At 65.5% G+C, this 15867-nt stretch carries 20 protein-coding genes; 8 read left to right on the forward strand and 12 right to left on the reverse strand.

What is annotated here, in order from left to right; genetic code table 11:
- The first annotated feature begins 156 nt into the window (after positions 1-156).
- Positions 157-696, forward strand: coding sequence for a J domain-containing protein (locus O6W96_RS01650; RefSeq protein ID WP_353467951.1), 540 nt, complete (start codon positions 157-159; stop codon positions 694-696).
- Positions 693-995, forward strand: coding sequence for a (2Fe-2S) ferredoxin domain-containing protein (locus tag O6W96_RS01655; RefSeq protein WP_353467952.1), 303 nt, complete (start codon positions 693-695; stop codon positions 993-995). Before O6W96_RS01650 ends, O6W96_RS01655 begins: the two co-directional genes overlap by 4 nt.
- Before the next feature lie 135 nt (positions 996-1130).
- On the opposite strand, the gene O6W96_RS01660 is transcribed toward O6W96_RS01655, so the two are convergent.
- The 10 genes from O6W96_RS01660 to O6W96_RS01705 all read right to left on the reverse strand — a co-directional run bounded on the left by O6W96_RS01660 (position 1131) and on the right by O6W96_RS01705 (position 4717).
- Positions 1131-1538, reverse strand: coding sequence for a SufE family protein (locus tag O6W96_RS01660; RefSeq protein ID WP_353467954.1), 408 nt, complete (start codon positions 1536-1538; stop codon positions 1131-1133).
- 198 nt (positions 1539-1736) lie between these two features.
- Complete coding sequence (locus tag O6W96_RS01665) at positions 1737-1979, reverse strand: hypothetical protein (RefSeq protein ID WP_353467955.1); 243 nt, start codon at positions 1977-1979, stop codon at positions 1737-1739.
- 9 nt (positions 1980-1988) lie between these two features.
- The gene (locus O6W96_RS01670; protein ID WP_353467956.1) at positions 1989-2237 is read right to left on the reverse strand and encodes a hypothetical protein; all 249 of its coding nucleotides are present in this window, start codon (positions 2235-2237) and stop codon (positions 1989-1991) included.
- Positions 2234-2536: a hypothetical protein gene (locus O6W96_RS01675; protein ID WP_353467957.1), complete on the reverse strand. Its 303-nt coding sequence runs from the start codon at positions 2534-2536 to the stop codon at positions 2234-2236. Before O6W96_RS01675 ends, O6W96_RS01670 begins: the two co-directional genes overlap by 4 nt.
- Positions 2537-2547: 11 nt before the next feature.
- Positions 2548-2859 (reverse strand): hypothetical protein, encoded by a 312-nt coding sequence (locus tag O6W96_RS01680; RefSeq protein ID WP_353467958.1) that lies wholly within the window; start codon positions 2857-2859, stop codon positions 2548-2550.
- A 12-nt stretch (positions 2860-2871) separates the two neighbouring features.
- A complete protein-coding gene (locus tag O6W96_RS01685; protein ID WP_353467959.1) occupies positions 2872-3147 on the reverse strand; it encodes a hypothetical protein in 276 nt (91 codons plus the stop codon).
- Positions 3148-3179: 32 nt separating this feature from the next.
- Positions 3180-3560 carry an envelope stress response membrane protein PspC gene (pspC, locus tag O6W96_RS01690; RefSeq protein WP_353467960.1) on the reverse strand — a complete coding sequence of 127 codons (381 nt, stop codon included), beginning with the start codon at positions 3558-3560 and terminating at the stop codon, positions 3180-3182.
- Position 3561: 1 nt separating this feature from the next.
- A complete protein-coding gene (gene pspB, locus O6W96_RS01695; protein ID WP_353467961.1) occupies positions 3562-3858 on the reverse strand; it encodes an envelope stress response membrane protein PspB in 297 nt (98 codons plus the stop codon).
- Between the two features lies 1 nt (position 3859).
- Positions 3860-4525, reverse strand: a complete 666-nt coding sequence (gene pspA / locus O6W96_RS01700; RefSeq protein WP_132896789.1) for a phage shock protein PspA — start codon at positions 4523-4525, stop codon at positions 3860-3862.
- Positions 4526-4573: 48 nt separating this feature from the next.
- Positions 4574-4717 (reverse strand): hypothetical protein, encoded by a 144-nt coding sequence (locus O6W96_RS01705; protein WP_353467962.1) that lies wholly within the window; start codon positions 4715-4717, stop codon positions 4574-4576.
- A gap of 172 nt (positions 4718-4889) precedes the next feature.
- Here O6W96_RS01705 and pspF point away from each other — a divergent pair, with 172 nt between their 5' ends.
- Complete coding sequence (gene pspF / locus O6W96_RS01710; RefSeq protein ID WP_353467963.1) at positions 4890-5927, forward strand: phage shock protein operon transcriptional activator; 1038 nt, start codon at positions 4890-4892, stop codon at positions 5925-5927.
- A 106-nt stretch (positions 5928-6033) separates the two neighbouring features.
- On the opposite strand, the gene O6W96_RS01715 is transcribed toward pspF, so the two are convergent.
- Positions 6034-7242, reverse strand: a complete 1209-nt coding sequence (locus tag O6W96_RS01715; RefSeq protein ID WP_353467964.1) for a cation:proton antiporter — start codon at positions 7240-7242, stop codon at positions 6034-6036.
- Positions 7243-7492: 250 nt separating this feature from the next.
- On the opposite strand from O6W96_RS01715, the gene O6W96_RS01720 reads away from it, so the two are divergent.
- A complete protein-coding gene (locus O6W96_RS01720) occupies positions 7493-8413 on the forward strand; it encodes a right-handed parallel beta-helix repeat-containing protein (RefSeq protein WP_353467965.1) in 921 nt (306 codons plus the stop codon).
- An 81-nt stretch (positions 8414-8494) separates the two neighbouring features.
- Here the strand turns inward: O6W96_RS01720 and O6W96_RS01725 are convergent, their stop codons facing one another.
- Positions 8495-10123, reverse strand: a complete 1629-nt coding sequence (locus tag O6W96_RS01725; protein WP_353467966.1) for an alkaline phosphatase family protein — start codon at positions 10121-10123, stop codon at positions 8495-8497.
- A gap of 108 nt (positions 10124-10231) precedes the next feature.
- On the opposite strand from O6W96_RS01725, the gene O6W96_RS01730 reads away from it, so the two are divergent.
- The 4 genes from O6W96_RS01730 (at position 10232) to O6W96_RS01745 (ending at position 15763) form a co-directional block, all read left to right on the forward strand.
- Positions 10232-12280, forward strand: a complete 2049-nt coding sequence (locus tag O6W96_RS01730) for a protein-disulfide reductase DsbD family protein (protein WP_435372164.1) — start codon at positions 10232-10234, stop codon at positions 12278-12280.
- A 203-nt stretch (positions 12281-12483) separates the two neighbouring features.
- Positions 12484-14019, forward strand: coding sequence for a circularly permuted type 2 ATP-grasp protein (locus O6W96_RS01735; RefSeq protein ID WP_353467968.1), 1536 nt, complete (start codon positions 12484-12486; stop codon positions 14017-14019).
- Entirely contained in the window at positions 14019-14954 is a 936-nt protein-coding gene (locus O6W96_RS01740; RefSeq protein WP_056048449.1) for an alpha-E domain-containing protein, read from the forward strand. The genes O6W96_RS01735 and O6W96_RS01740 overlap by 1 nt, the downstream gene beginning before the upstream one ends.
- Entirely contained in the window at positions 14954-15763 is an 810-nt protein-coding gene (locus O6W96_RS01745; RefSeq protein ID WP_353467969.1) for a transglutaminase family protein, read from the forward strand. The genes O6W96_RS01740 and O6W96_RS01745 overlap by 1 nt, the downstream gene beginning before the upstream one ends.
- Positions 15764-15867 lie beyond the last annotated feature (104 nt).

The raw sequence follows: 15867 nt of genomic DNA on the forward strand, positions 1-15867 counted from the left end.
ATGCCACATGACAAATAGTTCATGTTAAGTAGGCGATGAACGGTGGCTGACTCAAGGCGGAATGTTGCGGCGCGGAAGATTGTCGGTTCGGGGGAGTTTCGGTCGTGATCACTGCGCGCGGTTGCGTTGTCCGCAGGGACGCTTATCTCGGCCGCTATGGCTCGAAGCACGACACGATCTTCCGACTGGGGTTTCCCGCGCTGGCGCAAGTACGGCGCGAGCACCGAGGCGGTGACCGTCCGGCTGTGCGACCGGCATGGCTGCAACGAGCCCGGCAACTGCCCGGCGCCTAAATCGCCCAACAGCCCCGACCGCTGGTATTTCTGCATGAACCACGCGGGCGAATATAATCGCGGCTGGAATTACTTCGAAGGCTTGAGCGCGGAGGAGGCCGCGGAGCGCGAGGCGGCGGAAACGCGTACCGCGGACGGCTACACCGATCCGAAACATTATGCTTGGGCTGGCTCTGGCGACGGCAGTCGGTCGCGCGATGAGATGCGCGCGTTGGAGGTGCTCGACCTGGAGCCCGACGCGACGTTCGAGGATGTCCGCGCGGCGTGGCGGCGGATGGCCAAGGCCAACCATCCGGATGTGCGTCCTAACGACAAGGACGCGGCAAAGCGGTTCCAGGGCGTGCAGGCTGCGTACGAGGTTCTGAAGGTGGCTGAAGACCAGCGGACGTGGAAACCGGCGTGATCCGCGTTCTTGCCAGTCGCTGGCAGGGTAGCGTTCTGGTCTGCGGGAAATGTTCGAAGAAGCTCGATGGCGGGTTTGGTGAGAAGGGTCGGACGCCACTCGTGAAGCTGTTGCGTCAGTCGCTCGGCGTGAAGAAGGGCCGCAAGGCGGAGCGCGGCGTGGTCGAGGTCAAGTGCCTCGGCGTGTGTCCGAAGAACGCGGTCGTGATGGTGGACGGGGCCCGGCCGGATCGGTGGATGCTGGTCCCGGCGGGTGCCGATGCCGACGAAATTCTCGAAACACTGATCACATCGACCTGAACGATCCTCCCCCGCCAGGGGGAGGTGGCTGGCGCTTGCCAACCGGAGGGGGGGCAAGGGGTAACCCCTGTTCCGTGTCCTCCCCCTCCGTCACCTTCGGCGCCACCTCCCCCTTGCGGGGGAGGATCGAAAGGTTCAGCCCGCGTACCGCTCCGCCGTTTCCCGGATCAGTGCGATCATGTTCGGGATCCCCTGCGTCCGGTTCGAACTCAACTGCTTGCTCAGGTCGAACGACGCCAGTTCTGCTGTGATATCCGTCGCGACAATGTCGGCCGGCGCCTGATCCTGCACCGTCAGCAACACCAGCGCGATGATCCCCTTGGTGATCGCAGCATTCGAATCCGCCAGGAAATGTAACCGGCCATCCTCGGTTTTGGTCGGATAGACCCACACCGACGCCGAACACCCGCGCACCAGCGTCGCATCGGTCTTGAGCGCATCGGGCATCGGTTCGAGCTCTTTTCCGAGGTCGATCAGCAGGCGGTAGCGGTCGTCGGGTTCGAGGAAGTCGTATTCCTCGCGGATGTCGGTGAGGGTGGCCATAGACGGGTCGGTAGCGGGTCGAAGGTAGCGCATCAACTGCGTGGTACGACCAACCGCCAGCATTTGAAGTCCACCACCCCGGCGAAGGCCGGGGCCCAGTTGGGGGACGGCAATGGTGAGGTGCGGTCCTTCGTTATTGCGACGTCTCCAACTGGGCCCCGGCCTCCGCCGGGGTGGTCCGCCTCTAGTCAAGAGGGCCTAAAGATCCACGCCGGCCGCGATCGCCTCGAGCTTCTTGATGCGCTCCTTCAGATCGGCGATCTCGATCCGCGATCCGGTCGATACCGCGACCGGCAAGTGGCCACCGTCCTGCGCGTGATCCAGCTCCATCCGCCGCAGCGAGAGCCAGCCGCGCCATCCGGCCAACCCACCGGCGACGATCATCGCCAGCCCCGCAAGGCTCGCCAGCGCGAGGGTGATATAGACGTTCGGTTCGATCATGTCCGCCTCCTAGCGGTCGCGGAGCCGCTCGATCTCTCGGTCGAGATCGACGCTCTTGTGGTTGTCGGTGATCACGCGCTCCAGCACCTGGATGCGCGCCTTCATCTGTTGCACCTCGTCGCGCAGTCGCGCCGCTTCGGGGTCGTTCATCAGCGAGGTGCCTTCTGCGTGGCGCGCGCTCTTGTGCCGCGATTTGAAGATACCGGCGATCATCACGATCAGGACGATCATCACGACCATCACCTGTCCACCATTCATGATCTTGTCTCCTGCGGTGTAGTTAGATTGAGTAGGCGCTGGTCGCGGAGCAGGTCGATCTCGTTCGACAGTTCGATCCCGCGATCGGTGACGATCCGCTCCAGCACCCGTACCCGCTGTTCGAGGCGTTCGGAGTGCGCCGCATATTGCGCGGATTTCTCGGCGGTCTGCGCATTGAGCGCGGTTGCCATGCGCTCCTTGTGCTTGATCCAGTCCTTGAAGACGCTGCTGCCGATCCCGAGGATGACCGGCAGGCCGATCACGATGAAGACCAGCAGGAAGATCGTGAAGTTGTTCATGATCCTTGCTCTCAGCGATCGCGGAGCGCGTCGATCTCGCGAGCGGTGCGCTCGGCGGGATCGGTGGCGATGCGTTCGAGGACGGCGATCCGCTCTTCGAGACGGGAGACCTGCCCGGTCAGACGCTCGTTTTCGTTGCTGAGCAGTTCGACCTTGCGATCTCCGTCGGCGACCCGTTTGTTTGAACCGCCCCAGCTCATCGTGTTGCCCCAATCGTCGCTCGGCGGGTAGCCGTGCTTGGTACGGATCCAGTTGTTGATGATCCATCCACCGGTCGAGATGGCGATGATCGCGATCACGAACCCAGGTCCTGCCCAATTCATCTCGGTATCCCCTCAGTTCGCGTGGAGGCGAAGCGCCTCGATTTCGCGGGCGGTGCGCTCGGCGGGATCGGTGGTGATCCGTTCGAGCACTTGGATGCGCTCCTGCAGGCGATCGATCTGGCCGGTGCGGCGCTCGTTCTCGCTGTCGAGCAGCTTGATGCTGCGTTCCGCGTCCAGGTTGGCGGCCTTGACCGCGATCCGAGCCTTGCGGCGGCCGAACGCCTGGATCACCAACGTGGCGAACGTGCCGAACATTGTGCCGAGTATGAATCCAACTTCCGGTGGCATGGTATTTCCCCCTTTTTAATCAACGCCGCGTCTCAGCGCAGGCTATCGATCTCTGCCGCGAGGCTGGTGCTGTTGCGGCTGGTATAGTGCGTCTCGATGTCGGCGAGGCGGCGGTCGATGTCGCGGAACTTGCTGCGGACCTCGGCGGTCGAACGCTTCGGGTTGGAGCGGACACCCTGCCAGAACTTCGCGTCGTCGGGTGTCTCGTACAGGCCGGTTGGCTTCTTGGGCGCTAACCATGCGGTGGCGAAATAGCCGAGAATGACCCAGCCGCTGGTGGCGACCGCCAGCACGACCATGGCGACCCGGATGAGCGTGATGTCCACGCCCGTGTAATCGGCGATCCCTGAGCAGACGCCCTTGAACTTGGCATTCTGCTTGTCGAGGTAAAACTGGGTGCGGCTACCGGACATGTCAGTTTCTCCGTTCGAATGGGCGGTCGGCCTGGCGGTCGCTGTCGCGCTCGAGCCGATAGGGTGAGTCGGACTGGGTGGTGCCGAGGCCTGGCTTCCAGTCGGGGTTGTCGGCGGCGATGATCCGTTCGACGGTCATCACCCGGTCTTCGAGGCGACGCGCGAGCATCTGCATCTCATCGAGCAGCCGCTCGTCCTCGTCGGTGATCTTGGGCGCGGTCTTCCACTTGGTGACATAGTGGAGGATCACCCAGGGCAACCCGACGAAGAGCGTGGCGCATACGAGTACGGTGTCCATCTCAATCGTCCTTCTTCAAGCGCGCTTTCAGCGCGGCGAGCTGGGCGTTGACCTTGTCGTCGCTGCGCAGTTCGGCGATTTCCTCTTCGAGCGTCTTGACGACCCCGAGCCCCATCGCGTCCGCGCGGCCCTCGGCTTCGTCGACGCGGCGGTCGAGAATGTCGAAGCGGCTGAACGCCTCGTGCGTCTTCGGACCGTTATACATCTCGCGCAGCCGGGTGCGGTTGTTCGCACTCTCGAGCCGGGTCTGCACCGCGTTCTGCTTCGTGCGCGCCTCGCGGAGCTTGGTCTGGAGCTTGGCGATGTCCTCTTCGGACGCGCGCAGCGCATCGTCGAGCACGCCGACCTCGGCCTTCAACTGCTCGGCCATGTCGAACGCCTTCTGACGCTCGACCAGGGCTGCCTTGGCAAGGTCCTCGCGGTCCTTGCTCAGCGCCAGCTCGGCCTTCTCGGTCCAGTTGTCCTGGAGCTGCTCCAGCTTCGAGATATGGCGGCGCATCTCCTTCTGGTCGGCGATGGTGCGTGCGGCGGAGGCGCGAACCTCGACCAGCGTTTCCTCCATCTCGAGGATGATCATGCGGATCATCTTCGACGGATCTTCGGCCTTCTCGATGAGATCGGCGAAGTTGGCGGCGACGATGTCGCGGGTGCGGGAAAAGATGCCCATGTAAATCCTACTCCAGGGGTCGGCCCGAGGCTCTAAGCCTTCGGGGTCTTATGCCACGATTGCGGTGGTTGCCGCGAGGGGGGCTGCATTGGTTGCGATGGCGGGGCCGACCGCGCCGAGCACGCAGGTTGCGCTGACGACGATGGTGCAGAGCGTTGCGGCGACGGTGCGGGCGATGGTGGTGTTGAACATGGTGGGTCCCCTTTAAGGATGGTTGGTTCCGCTATTCGGCGGGTTGCCTGAAGCATTGCATCTGTCGTGCCAGTTTCGAAAATGGCGGAATTGCAGGGGTTTGCGCGATTTCGAAGGTGCGGCGGGCACCGCAAGCTTGCCAAGAGTTGGGAAATCGCGCCACATCTTCGTCATGGAGCGAACAACCCAGGTCATCGGTGAGTCCGGCACGTTCATGGCGGCACTCGAACGCGCGTCGCGTGCGGCGGCGTTGGATCGCCCGGTGCTGGTGATCGGCGAGCGGGGCACGGGTAAGGAACTGGTCGCCGAACGCCTCCACCGCCTGTCGCCGCGATGGGATCAGCCGCTGGTGATCATGAACTGCGCGGCGTTGCCCGAGACGCTGATCGAGGCGGAATTGTTCGGGCATGAGGCTGGCGCGTTCACCGGCGCGACCAAGGCGCGGGTAGGGCGGTTCGAGGAGGCCGATGGCGGGACGCTGTTCCTCGACGAACTCGGTACGCTGTCGATGGCGGCGCAGGACCGGCTGTTGCGCGCGGTCGAGTATGGCGAGATCACGCGGATAGGCTCGTCGCGACCGATGCGCGTCGACGTCCGCATCGTCGCGGCGACCAACGAGCATCTCCCCGACAAGGTCGACCGACACGAGTTTCGCGCAGATCTGCTCGACCGGTTGTCGTTCGAGGTGGTGACGTTGCCGCCTTTGCGCGCGCGCACCGGCGACGTGGTGGTCCTCGCCGAGCATTTCGGCCGGCGCATGGCGTCGGAACTGGGTCGCGAACGCTGGGAGGGATTCGGTCCGGCGGCAATGGATGCACTGATCGCCTACCGCTGGCCCGGCAACGTCCGCGAACTGCGCAACGTCGTCGAGCGCGCGGTGTATCGCTGGGAGCAGGCCGGGCCGATCGACGCGATCGAGATCGATCCGTTCCAGTCGCCGCATCGCCCCGGCGCGTCGACTGCTCCGAAGCCTATGGTTGTAACCCCACGCGAAACCGAACCGGACGAAGGCGAAGACCCGGTCGTCGCGTGCGAGGAAGGCCCGTCGGACTTCAAGTCCCGCGTATCCCGCTTCGAACGCGACTTGCTTTCGCGCGCGCTCTCGGAACACCGCTTCAACCAACGCGCCACCGCGGAGGCCTTAGGCCTGAGCTACGACCAACTCCGCCACGCCTTGAAACGCCACGACCTCCTCAACGCGGGGGGCTGAGCCGCCAACCACCCGTCATCCTGACGAAAGTCAGGACCCAGAGCCAGGCTGGACGGCGTTCGTAACCCTGGGTCCTGACTTTCGTCAGGAGGACGACATGGCGTTGCTAGACGCTCTTCCCCACCAGTCCCGCCAGCTTCTTCAACTTCGGCGCAACCACCGGCACGGTCAGCATCGTGCTCGCCAGCGCCATCAGCAGCAGTGCGGTGAAGGTCTCGTTGGTGATGATCTTCTTATCCAGCAGGATGTTGACGAAGATGATCATGATCAGCGCCTTGGTCTGCAGCAGCCAGCCGATCGCCGAAGCCTCGCCCGGCCGCCATTTCAGGATTCGCCCCGCTGCGTGAACGCCTGCCAGCTTGCCGCCGACCGACGCGACCAGCAGCAACGCCGCCGCGCCGAACACCGCATAGCCGCCGACCGCCCACTGCGTCTTCAGGCCCGTGGACAGAAAGAACACCGGCATCACCGCGAGCAGCACGAAATGGCGGAACTGGTCCATCTTCGCGGTCGTGAACCATTTCGAATCGAGCACCGCCCCCGACAGGAACGCGCCGACCATGAAGTGCAGCCCAGCCCAGTCCGCCGCGAATCCGCACCCGGCCAGCCAGATCAGGCTGACATACCAGCGATCGCGCTCCTCGATCCGCGCCATCAGTTTGCGCACGATCACCGTCGCCACGGCGAACCCGACCAGGAAGCCGCCCTGCCGCCCGACGCGCTCCCAATCGAGCAGGATCAGCGCGAGCACACCCCAGATCGCGATATCGTCGAGGCTCGCATAACGCAGGATCCGCTGGCCGATCGGCTCTCGCAGGATCTCAAGCTTTTCGAGGAAGAGGACGAGGATGGGGAGGGCGGTGACCGCGCAGGCCATGCCGATCCCGAGCACCACTTGCCATGTCGCGCCGTCCGGTCCGCGCCAGCCAGGGTAGCGCAGCATCAGCACCGCCGCGATGCTGCCGGTGACCAGCGGCACCGCAAGCGCGAGGCCTGCCGTCACGCCGGTCTCGCCGCGCCGTTTCCAGGCCTCGCCAAGGTCAAGTTCGATGCCGGCGACCCACACGAACATCATCACCGCCCACCACGCGATGCCGTTGAGCGAGCCCAGGGTCGCTGGCGTGAAGATCGTCGCGTAATAGTCGGGATACGCCGCGCCGAGTACGCCCGGCCCGAGCAGGATGCCGCCGAAGATCTGCACCACCACCAGCGGCGTCCAGTAGTCGGTCCGCCCGAGCCGCCACACCAGATACGGCACGGTAAAGATGATGAGTATCGCGAGGAGGAAGACCTCCGTCGGCGTCATGGCGTGCATGTGGATCCCCGGCGCCGATCGGTTCCCCCCGCCGGCTTTGTTACGGTAGCGGTATTATGCGGATCGGCCGGCAGCGGCAACACGCCGTTGCGACGGGATTGAACCGAACCTTGCGCGCCATTCCGGGGTGCGCCATTCCGGGACACGCAGCGCGCTGCCGGGTGTTGGGCCGATCGATCGCCGGTGATAGCCTAGAGCCGTATCGTACCGCCTCGGCTGGTATGCGCACCGTGACCGTGAAGGACGTCCTATGAAACGATCGTTGCTGGCGCTTGCGCTGCTTTCCGTTCCGGCGCTGGCGCAGACCAACGCGCCGTTCACCGTCAATGGCCGCGGGTTCACCTCGCTGCAGGACGCGGTCTCGTCGATCCAGCAGGGCACGGCGACGATCCTGATCGCGCCCGGCACGTACCGGCAGTGCGCGGTGCAGGCGGGCGGGCACATCACCTTCAAGGCCGTGCAGCCCGGGACCGCCATCTTCGACAGCGTCACATGCGAGGGCAAGGCAGCGTTCGTCCTCCGCGGGCTCGGGTCGGCGGTCGATGGCATCGTGTTTCGTGGCTACAGCGTCGGCGACGGCAATGGCGCGGGTATCCGGATCGAGATGGGCAATCTCGCGGTCACGAACTCGATGTTCCTCAACAGCCAGGAAGGCATATTGGGCGGCGGACCCACGACCAAGCGGATCACGGTCGATCGCTCCACCTTCTCCGGGCTCGGCCAGTGCGACGTGTCGCCGGGCTGTTCGCACGCGATCTACCTCGCCAACGACGGCAGCGTGACGGTGACCAACTCTCGGTTCGAACGCGGCACCGGCGGGCATTACGTCAAGTTGCGCAGCCCGACGGTGACGATCACCGACAACAGCTTCGACGATACCGGCGGGCGCAAGACCAACTACATGATCGACCTGTCCGATGGCGGCACCGGCCTGATTGCGCGCAACACGTTCGTGCAGGGGACGCACAAGGAGAATCATGGCGGGCTGATCGTCGTGTCAGCTGAAGCCAAAACGTACAGCGCGACCGGCTTGCGGATCGAGGGGAACGACGCGCGATTGTCGCCCGGCGACGCGACCAGCCCCGCATTCGTCGCGGATTACAGCCACGACAAGCTGGCGATCGGCGCGAACCGGCTAGGGGCCGGGTTGCGGGCGTTCGAGACGCGGTGACAAGCATTGCCTGACGTCGCCCCGCCATCCTGACGAAATCCAGGATGACGGGAGGACCATATCAGGCAAGCGAGCCCTGCTTCAGCTCGGACACGTGCTCGCAGCCCCTGGATCGAGATCGAGGCACCGCCCGTCCAATCCGCTCACCGGCAACCCGATCGTCGCCGCCAGCGTCGGCACGATATCCACCGTCTCGACCGACAGCGGCTGCTCGAACCCGGTCATCCTCTTGCGCCAGAACAGGATCGGCACGCGGCGGTCGTAATCCCACGGCGACCCATGCGTTTCGACATAGCCGCCCGCGGGCGAGACGATCGTCGTCACGCGCGGCTTGAGCAACGCGACCAATTGTCCCGACCGCTCCGGATAGAACGACGCACGCGCGCGCTCGATCAGCGTCCAGGTCTCGGGCGGGCTCTTCGCCATGGGTGTCGCCATGATCTCGGCGGCCGAGAACGCAGCCGCCACCTGCGGCAGCGCGCGGTAGCGACGCAGCGCCTCGGTCAGCACTTTCGCGCGCGTCTTCTCAGGCAAGGTGCCGTCGATATACACGTCGCCCTCGGTCCCTAGCAGCACGCTGCCCGGCAAGCCCATGTCCTTGGCGATCGCGGTACCGACCTGCTTGGCGAGGACGTTCTCGTCCATGTGCGCCTCCATCGGCATCGCCCGCTGCTGCTGGCGCTCGGTCGCGTCGTGTGCGCCGTGATCGGCGGTCAGCACGACTTCGTAGTCCACCCCGGTCTCGTCCATCACGGCGAAGAAATCGCCGAGCGTCTTGTCGAGCTGCGCCATCTGGATGCACATCTCAGACCCCTGCGTGCCGTAGGTATGCCCGATATAATCGGTCGCCGATGCGCCGATATCGATGATGTCGGTCTGCGGCCCCTTGCCTAGCTTCATGTCCTGCACCAGCGCCGCTGCCATCGCGAACACTGCGGCGTCGGAGGCCGGCGACACCCGGAAGCCCTTCGCGTCGCCCGCCTCGCGCTCGAAGCGACCCTGGCCGTACGTCTTGCCCGCTATCACGATCGGATGATTCACGCCCGCGCAATAGCCGGGCAGCGGCAGCGCCGCCTGCGGCTTGGCGATCAGCGCGGCGACCGCGTCGCGCGTCCGCTGCACCGCTGGCGGTACCGCGCGACCGGCGTAGGAAACGTACGTCTTGCCGTCCCACCACCAGAGCTCGTCGACCTTGTGGCCACCCATCATCACCGCCGCGCGATCCTTCCCCGCGACCGACACCGACCGCGTCCGCGGATCGCGTGCCTTCATCATTTCGCCGAGCGTCGGCACCTTCAGGTGCATGTCGGACACGGTGTAGCTGTCATGCGTGCTGCCCGTGACGCGCTCGTCCTCCGAACAATAGACGGTCTTGTCGGGCCGTCCGGCGCGCTGGTCGATCCAGTTATTGGCGATGATCCCAGTATGCGCGGGCCGCATGCCGGTCAGGATCGTCGAGTGGCCGGGGCACGTCTCGGTCGCCGCATGGCTCTGATACCCGCTCGGGAACACCGCGCCGTTCAGCAGTCGCGTGAAGCCGCCGGTGTAATGGTTGCGATATTGCTGGAACAGGTCGGCGGCGAACTGGTCGACCGAGATCGCGACGATCAACTTTGGCGGGGTCGTCGGAGTCGCCGACGGGGGCGGTGCCGTCTGGGCAGAGACCGATGCGGCCGAGGTCAGCAGGAGCGCGGCGATAAGTGCTTTCACGAACAGTCCTTTAGCCAGCGACGACCATCGAGCGAGGCCGTCGCTTTGAAGTGCAATACGACAAGGTCACCGCTATGGCTTTGTGCGATGAACGAAACAAGGATGGCCATGCGCGGAATACGTTGCGCCGTGATGACGGTCTTGCTGGCCGTGTGTGGGCTGGCAAGCACGCCCGCGCTTGCGGAATCGCTGAACGGCTCCAGCCAGCATCTCATGATGAAGCTGGTCGCTGAGAGCGATCACCCGAAAGCCGGCGCGCCGCTGACGATCGCGCTGGCGACGACGCCGGAAACCGGCTGGCATGGCTATTGGCGCAACCCAGGCGATGCTGGTTTTCCGGCGACCTTCGACTGGACGCTGCCGACGGGCGCGAAGGCAGGCGAACCCGAATGGCCGGTGCCGACGACGCTGCTGATCGCTGGCCTGATGAACTATGTCTACGAGGCGCCGTACGCGCCGCTCGTGACGATCCGGGTTCCGGCGGGACTGGCTGTAGGGACCAAATTCCCGATCCGCCTGAAGACGAGCTATCTCGTCTGCTCGGCGACGATCTGCGTACCCGAAGAGAAGGCGCTCTCGCTCGATCTCACGATCGGCGACGGCGCGCCATCGCAGGCCGCCGCGTTCGCGGGCTGGCGTCAGGCGATCCCCAAGCCGCTCGATGCCGGCGCGACCTACGCCGCGAGCAACGGGACGATGCGGATCGCGGTGCCGTTCCCCGCGGGCGCAAAGATCGACAAGGCGTATTTCTTCCCGGTCACCACCGGCGCGATCGAGAATGGCGCGGCGCAGACGGTCACGCGCGACGGCGACCGGCTGACGATCAGCACCAAGGTCGCGGCGAACGCCAAGGTTGGCGGACCGATCGAGGGCGTGCTCCGGATTGGCGACGGGCAGGGGCTCGGCGTCAAGGCGACCCCAGGTGCCGTCGGCGATGCGGCCGGCGATGGCTCGACGAGCGCGAGCGGCGAGAGCCTCTGGCTGACCGCGCTGATCGCGTTCGCCGGAGCCGTGCTCGGCGGCTTGATCCTAAACATCATGCCGTGCGTCTTCCCGATCCTCAGCCTCAAGGCGCTTAGCCTCGCCCGCGGTGGTGCGAGCGAGAAGGACGCGCGCGGCGAGGCGTTGGCCTACACCGCGGGCGTCGTGCTGGTCTGCCTCGGTCTCGGTGGCGCGATCCTGGCGTTGCGCGCAGGCGGGTCTGCGGTCGGCTGGGCGTTCCAGTTGCAGCATCCCGGCGCGATTGTCGCGCTGCTGCTGCTGAGCACCGCGATCGCGTTCAACCTTGCCGGGCTGTTCGAGGTCCCGACTCCGCGCTTTGCCGGCGAGAGTGGCGCAAGCGGTGCGTTCGCGACCGGCGCGCTGGCGGCGTTCATCGCGACGCCGTGCACCGGGCCGTTCATGGGCGCGGCGCTCGGCGCGGCGCTGGTGCTGCCATGGCCGGCGGCGCTCGCCGTGTTCGGCGGGCTCGGCATCGGCCTGTCGCTCCCGTTCCTCGCGATCGGCTTCATCCCGTCGTGGCGACGGTGGCTGCCGAGGCCCGGCGTCTGGATGGAGACGTTCCGCCACATCCTGTCGGTGCCGATGTTCCTGACCGCAATCGCGCTCGGCTGGGTGCTCGGCCGCCAGACTGGCGTCGAAGCGCTGACCCTCGCACTGACCGCGGTACTGGCCGTCGGCGTCGTCCTCTGGATCGGCGGCTCGCGCCAGCGCAAGGGTAAGTCGTTCGGCATCGTGGCGCAAATCCTGTTGCTGGCGGTGTTCGTAGGTAGCGCGGCGTTGATTGCGCAAACGCCGCCCGTTTCCGCAAAGACCGCGACCACCGGCGATGAGCCGTTCACCGAAACCAAGCTCGCCGCCTTGCGCGCGGAAAAGCGCCCGGTGTTCGTGTACTTCACCGCCGACTGGTGCCTGACATGCAAGGTCAACGAAAAGGCCGCGATCGACACCACCGGTGTCCGCGATGCCTTCGCGCAGCACAAGGTGGCCGCCTTGATCGGCGACTGGACCGACGGCGATCCGGTCATGGGCCGCTTCATCCAGGCCCACAACCGCGCCGGCGTGCCGCTATACCTATACTACGCTCCAGGTGCGGCCGAACCCACCGTGTTGCCGCAAGTCCTGACGCCGGGCTTGCTCGAAGGGCTGGGCGCCTGAGTCTCGCGGACGCCCTCTCGATGCCGTCATCCTGACGAAAGTCAGGATCCAGAGTACCAGGGAATACGCTCGATGACCTTGGACCCTGACTTTCGTCAGGATGACGGGCGCAAGCGGCGGTAGAGCCGTACTCCGCGCTTGTGCGTCGCAACAAAGCATTGCAGCATGGAACCGCAACGCTTGATGGGGAATTGACCGTTTCGATGGGGAAACAAGCGTTCGACGAGATCATGGGGACACCGGGCGATACGACCGCCCGGCCCGAACTGGCGGCTCTCGGCAAGTGGATCGAGGATACGCCTAACGCCGAGCTGCGACGCCGGCAGGAAGCCGCCGAGACGACGTTCCGGCAGCTCGGCATCACCTTCGCGGTCTACGGCGAGAATGAGGCGGCCGAGCGGATCATCCCGTTCGATATCGTTCCGCGCGTGTTCCTGCATGACGAGTGGACCCGGCTCTCCGAAGGTCTCGTCCAGCGCGTCGAGGCGATCAACGCGTTCCTCAACGATATCTACGGCGAGCGCCGCATCCTCAAGGAGGGCATCCTTCCCGAGGACCTGGTGCTCGGCAACGCACAGTTCCGGCCCGAGATTGCAGGCATCCGCCCCCCGCACGGCGTATGGGCGCATATCTGCGGTATCGATCTCGTCCGCACCGGCCCCGACGACTTCTTCGTCCTGGAGGATAATGCGCGCACGCCGTCCGGCGTCAGCTACATGCTGGAAAATCGCGAGGCGATGCTCCGCCTCTGCCCCGAACTGTTCCGCGAATTCCGCGTCGCGGCGGTCGACAGCTATCCCGACCTGCTGCTCGAGACGATGAAGTCGGTCGCGCCGCACGGCACGGGCTCCAACCCGACCTGCGTGCTGCTGACCCCGGGCCACTATAACTCGGCCTATTACGAACACAGCTTCCTCGCGGATTCGATGGGTATCGAACTCGTCGAGGCGGCCGATCTTGTCGTGGACGACGATGTGGTTTGGATGCGGACGATCGCGGGGCGGGTGAAGGTCGACGTGATCTACCGCCGGATCGACGATGATTATCTCGACCCGCTGGTGTTCCGTCCGGACTCCGCGCTTGGCGTGCCGGGTCTGATCGCAGCCTACGCCGCCGGCAACGTCGCGATCATGAATGCGCCGGGCAACGGCATCGCCGACGACAAGGCGATCTACAGCTACATGCCCGACATCGTGAAGTTCTACTCGGGCGGCGAGTGCAAGCTGCGCAACGTCGAAACCTGGCGCTGCCGCGAGCCGCAGGCGCTGAAGTACGTCCTCGACAACCTCGAAGATGTCGTCGTGAAGCTGGTCGACGGCTCGGGTGGTTACGGCATGCTCGTCGGCCCGACCGCCTCGAAACAGGAGATCGAGGATTTTCGCGCCGCGCTCATTGCCGAGCCACATCGCTACATCGCGCAACCGACGCTCGCTCTGTCGACCGTCCCGACAATGGCGAAAGGCGGCCTAAGTCCACGACACGTCGACTTCCGCCCCTTCGTCCTGAGCGGCGCGAAGGGCGTGCAGGTCGTCCCCGGCGGCCTCACCCGTGTCGCGCTCAAGGAAGGATCGCTGGTGGTCAATTCCAGCCAGGGCGGCGGCACCAAGGACAGCTTCGTCCTCATGGCCGACCAGTCGCAGCGGATGAACGCCGGCGGGATGACGCAGACGATGGGCGGCATGACGCAGACGCTGGCCTCTCAGTCATTGGGCGCCCAGACGTCCGGCGGGAATTCCTGATGCTGTCGCGCACCGCATCCTCGCTCTACTGGCTCGGCCGTTATTTCGAGCGCGCCGACTTCATCGCCCGGCTGGTCGAAGCCACCGTCCGCCTCGACGTGCTCTCGTCGCAACCCTCGGGCGATGCTGCCTGGGCATCCGCCCTGGCCGTGACAGAAACCGACGAGGCCTTCGCAGCGACCGGCGTCGAGATCGGTCAACGCGACGTCGTGCGGTTTCTGACGCTCGATTCGAGCCATCCGGGATCGATCGTCCGCTGTCTCGACATGGCGCGTAACAATGCCAAGGCGGTCCGCACCGCGCTGACCCGCGAGGCCTGGACCGCGATCAACCGCGCATGGCTGCTGTTCGAGAACCGTGCGACGCCCGGCAGCACGACCTCGCAGCTGAACCTCGTCGAGGCGGTCAAGAACGAGACCCGCGGCTTCGAAGGCGCGGTCCACCGCATGCTCCGCAACCAGACGACGTGGTTCATCCGGCTCGGCCAGGCGGTCGAGCGCGCGGACAACACCGCGCGTTTGCTCGACGTCAAATATCACATCCTGCTGCCCGAGGGCGAACGGCTCGGCGGCGCGATCGACCGTGACCAGTGGACGACGATCCTTCAGACGGTGTCCGCCGTCACCGCCTATCGCTGGCTCTACAATGACGGGCTTCGTCCCGCCGACGTGATCGACCTGCTCCTTGCCCGGTCCGAACTGCCGCGCAGTCTCGCTGCGTCGGTCGAGGAGACGGTCGACGTGCTCAACCTGCTTGCCAAGCGCACCGGCAACCACGGCGAGGCCGACCGCATGGCCCGAATGCGCGCGTCGCGGATGGCGAAGACGCGATCGGGCGAGGTCATCGCCTCCGGTCTGCACCAGTATCTCCAGGCGTTCATCGCTGAGAACGCGTTGCTGCACGGCGCGATCGGCCGTCAGTTCAAGTTCCTCTGATGCGGCTCTCGATCGATCATCACACGATATACCGCTTCGCGCAGCCGCAGGGCCGGCTGGTACAGATGCTCCGGCTGACACCCGAGAACACGCATGACCAGACGGTGGCGTCGTGGCGGATCGATGTCGATTGCGATGCGCGGCTGCGGCCCGGCCGCGATGGCTTCGGCAACGCGGTGACGATGTTGTATGCCGAAGGGCCGGTCGACGGGATTGAGATCACCGTCAAGGGCGAGGTGCTGACCAGCCATTCGGACGGCGTCCTGCACGGCGTGCACGAAACGCTTCCGCCCGCGCTGTTCCTCCGATCCACTGAGGCGACTGTCCTCGATCCGGCGATTGCGAAGTTCGCTGCAAATGCGGCCGAAGGCGCCCGTGACCGGATCGGCGCACTGCATCGGCTGAACCGGGCATTCCACAAGCGGTTCGCGTTCGACGCAGGACGTCCCGAACCCGGTCGGACGGCCGCCGCCGCGTTTCGCATGGACAGCGCCACGCCGCGCGACATGGCCCAGATGTTCGCCGTTGCCGCGCGGTCGCTCGGGGCGCCGGCGCGGTATGTGTCGGGGTATCATCACAACGATCACGAGGTCGTGCATCTGCCGACGCCACACGGTTGGGCCGAGGCGTTCGTCGACGGGCTCGGCTGGGTCGGGTTCGATCCGTGCACGGGGATGTCGCCCGAGGAGCATTACGTCCGCGTCGCGATGGCGCTTGATGCGGCGGGGGCAGCGCCGGTAGCGGGCTCCCGATTGGGTGAGGGTGGCGAGGAACTCGACGTCGACGTCGTGGTGCAGCGCGAGGACTAAGATTTGTTTCCTCGCGAAGACGGGGACCCAGACAAGCTCCCGTCGTCACGGGCGAACAAAGAGGCGGCGGATTTTTCGCCGATGCACCACCCCGGTGAAGGCCG

Source organism: Sphingomonas faeni (genome assembly GCF_040407495.1).
Taxonomy (GTDB): domain Bacteria; phylum Pseudomonadota; class Alphaproteobacteria; order Sphingomonadales; family Sphingomonadaceae; genus Sphingomonas; species Sphingomonas faeni_D.

Bases quoted from the DNA above. Each gene is read 5' to 3' on its own strand.
- O6W96_RS01715 (WP_353467964.1), bottom strand. From the start codon at position 7,242: ATGCACGCCATGACGCCGACGGAGGTCTTCCTCCTCGCGATACTCATC.
- pspF (WP_353467963.1), top strand. From the start codon at position 4,890: ATGGAGCGAACAACCCAGGTCATCGGTGAGTCCGGCACGTTCATGGCG.
- O6W96_RS01740 (WP_056048449.1), top strand. From the start codon at position 14,019: ATGCTGTCGCGCACCGCATCCTCGCTCTACTGGCTCGGCCGTTATTTC.
- O6W96_RS01685 (WP_353467959.1), bottom strand. From the start codon at position 3,147: ATGCCACCGGAAGTTGGATTCATACTCGGCACAATGTTCGGCACGTTC.
- O6W96_RS01665 (WP_353467955.1), bottom strand. From the start codon at position 1,979: ATGATCGAACCGAACGTCTATATCACCCTCGCGCTGGCGAGCCTTGCG.
- O6W96_RS01680 (WP_353467958.1), bottom strand. From the start codon at position 2,859: ATGAATTGGGCAGGACCTGGGTTCGTGATCGCGATCATCGCCATCTCG.
- O6W96_RS01675 (WP_353467957.1), bottom strand. From the start codon at position 2,536: ATGAACAACTTCACGATCTTCCTGCTGGTCTTCATCGTGATCGGCCTG.
- O6W96_RS01650 (WP_353467951.1), top strand. From the start codon at position 157: ATGGCTCGAAGCACGACACGATCTTCCGACTGGGGTTTCCCGCGCTGG.
- O6W96_RS01720 (WP_353467965.1), top strand. From the start codon at position 7,493: ATGAAACGATCGTTGCTGGCGCTTGCGCTGCTTTCCGTTCCGGCGCTG.
- O6W96_RS01705 (WP_353467962.1), bottom strand. From the start codon at position 4,717: ATGTTCAACACCACCATCGCCCGCACCGTCGCCGCAACGCTCTGCACC.
- O6W96_RS01670 (WP_353467956.1), bottom strand. From the start codon at position 2,237: ATGAATGGTGGACAGGTGATGGTCGTGATGATCGTCCTGATCGTGATG.
- O6W96_RS01730 (WP_435372164.1), top strand. From the start codon at position 10,232: ATGCGCGGAATACGTTGCGCCGTGATGACGGTCTTGCTGGCCGTGTGT.
- pspC (WP_353467960.1), bottom strand. From the start codon at position 3,560: ATGTCCGGTAGCCGCACCCAGTTTTACCTCGACAAGCAGAATGCCAAG.
- pspA (WP_132896789.1), bottom strand. From the start codon at position 4,525: ATGGGCATCTTTTCCCGCACCCGCGACATCGTCGCCGCCAACTTCGCC.
- O6W96_RS01660 (WP_353467954.1), bottom strand. From the start codon at position 1,538: ATGGCCACCCTCACCGACATCCGCGAGGAATACGACTTCCTCGAACCC.
- pspB (WP_353467961.1), bottom strand. From the start codon at position 3,858: ATGGACACCGTACTCGTATGCGCCACGCTCTTCGTCGGGTTGCCCTGG.
- O6W96_RS01735 (WP_353467968.1), top strand. From the start codon at position 12,484: ATGGGGAAACAAGCGTTCGACGAGATCATGGGGACACCGGGCGATACG.
- O6W96_RS01745 (WP_353467969.1), top strand. From the start codon at position 14,954: ATGCGGCTCTCGATCGATCATCACACGATATACCGCTTCGCGCAGCCG.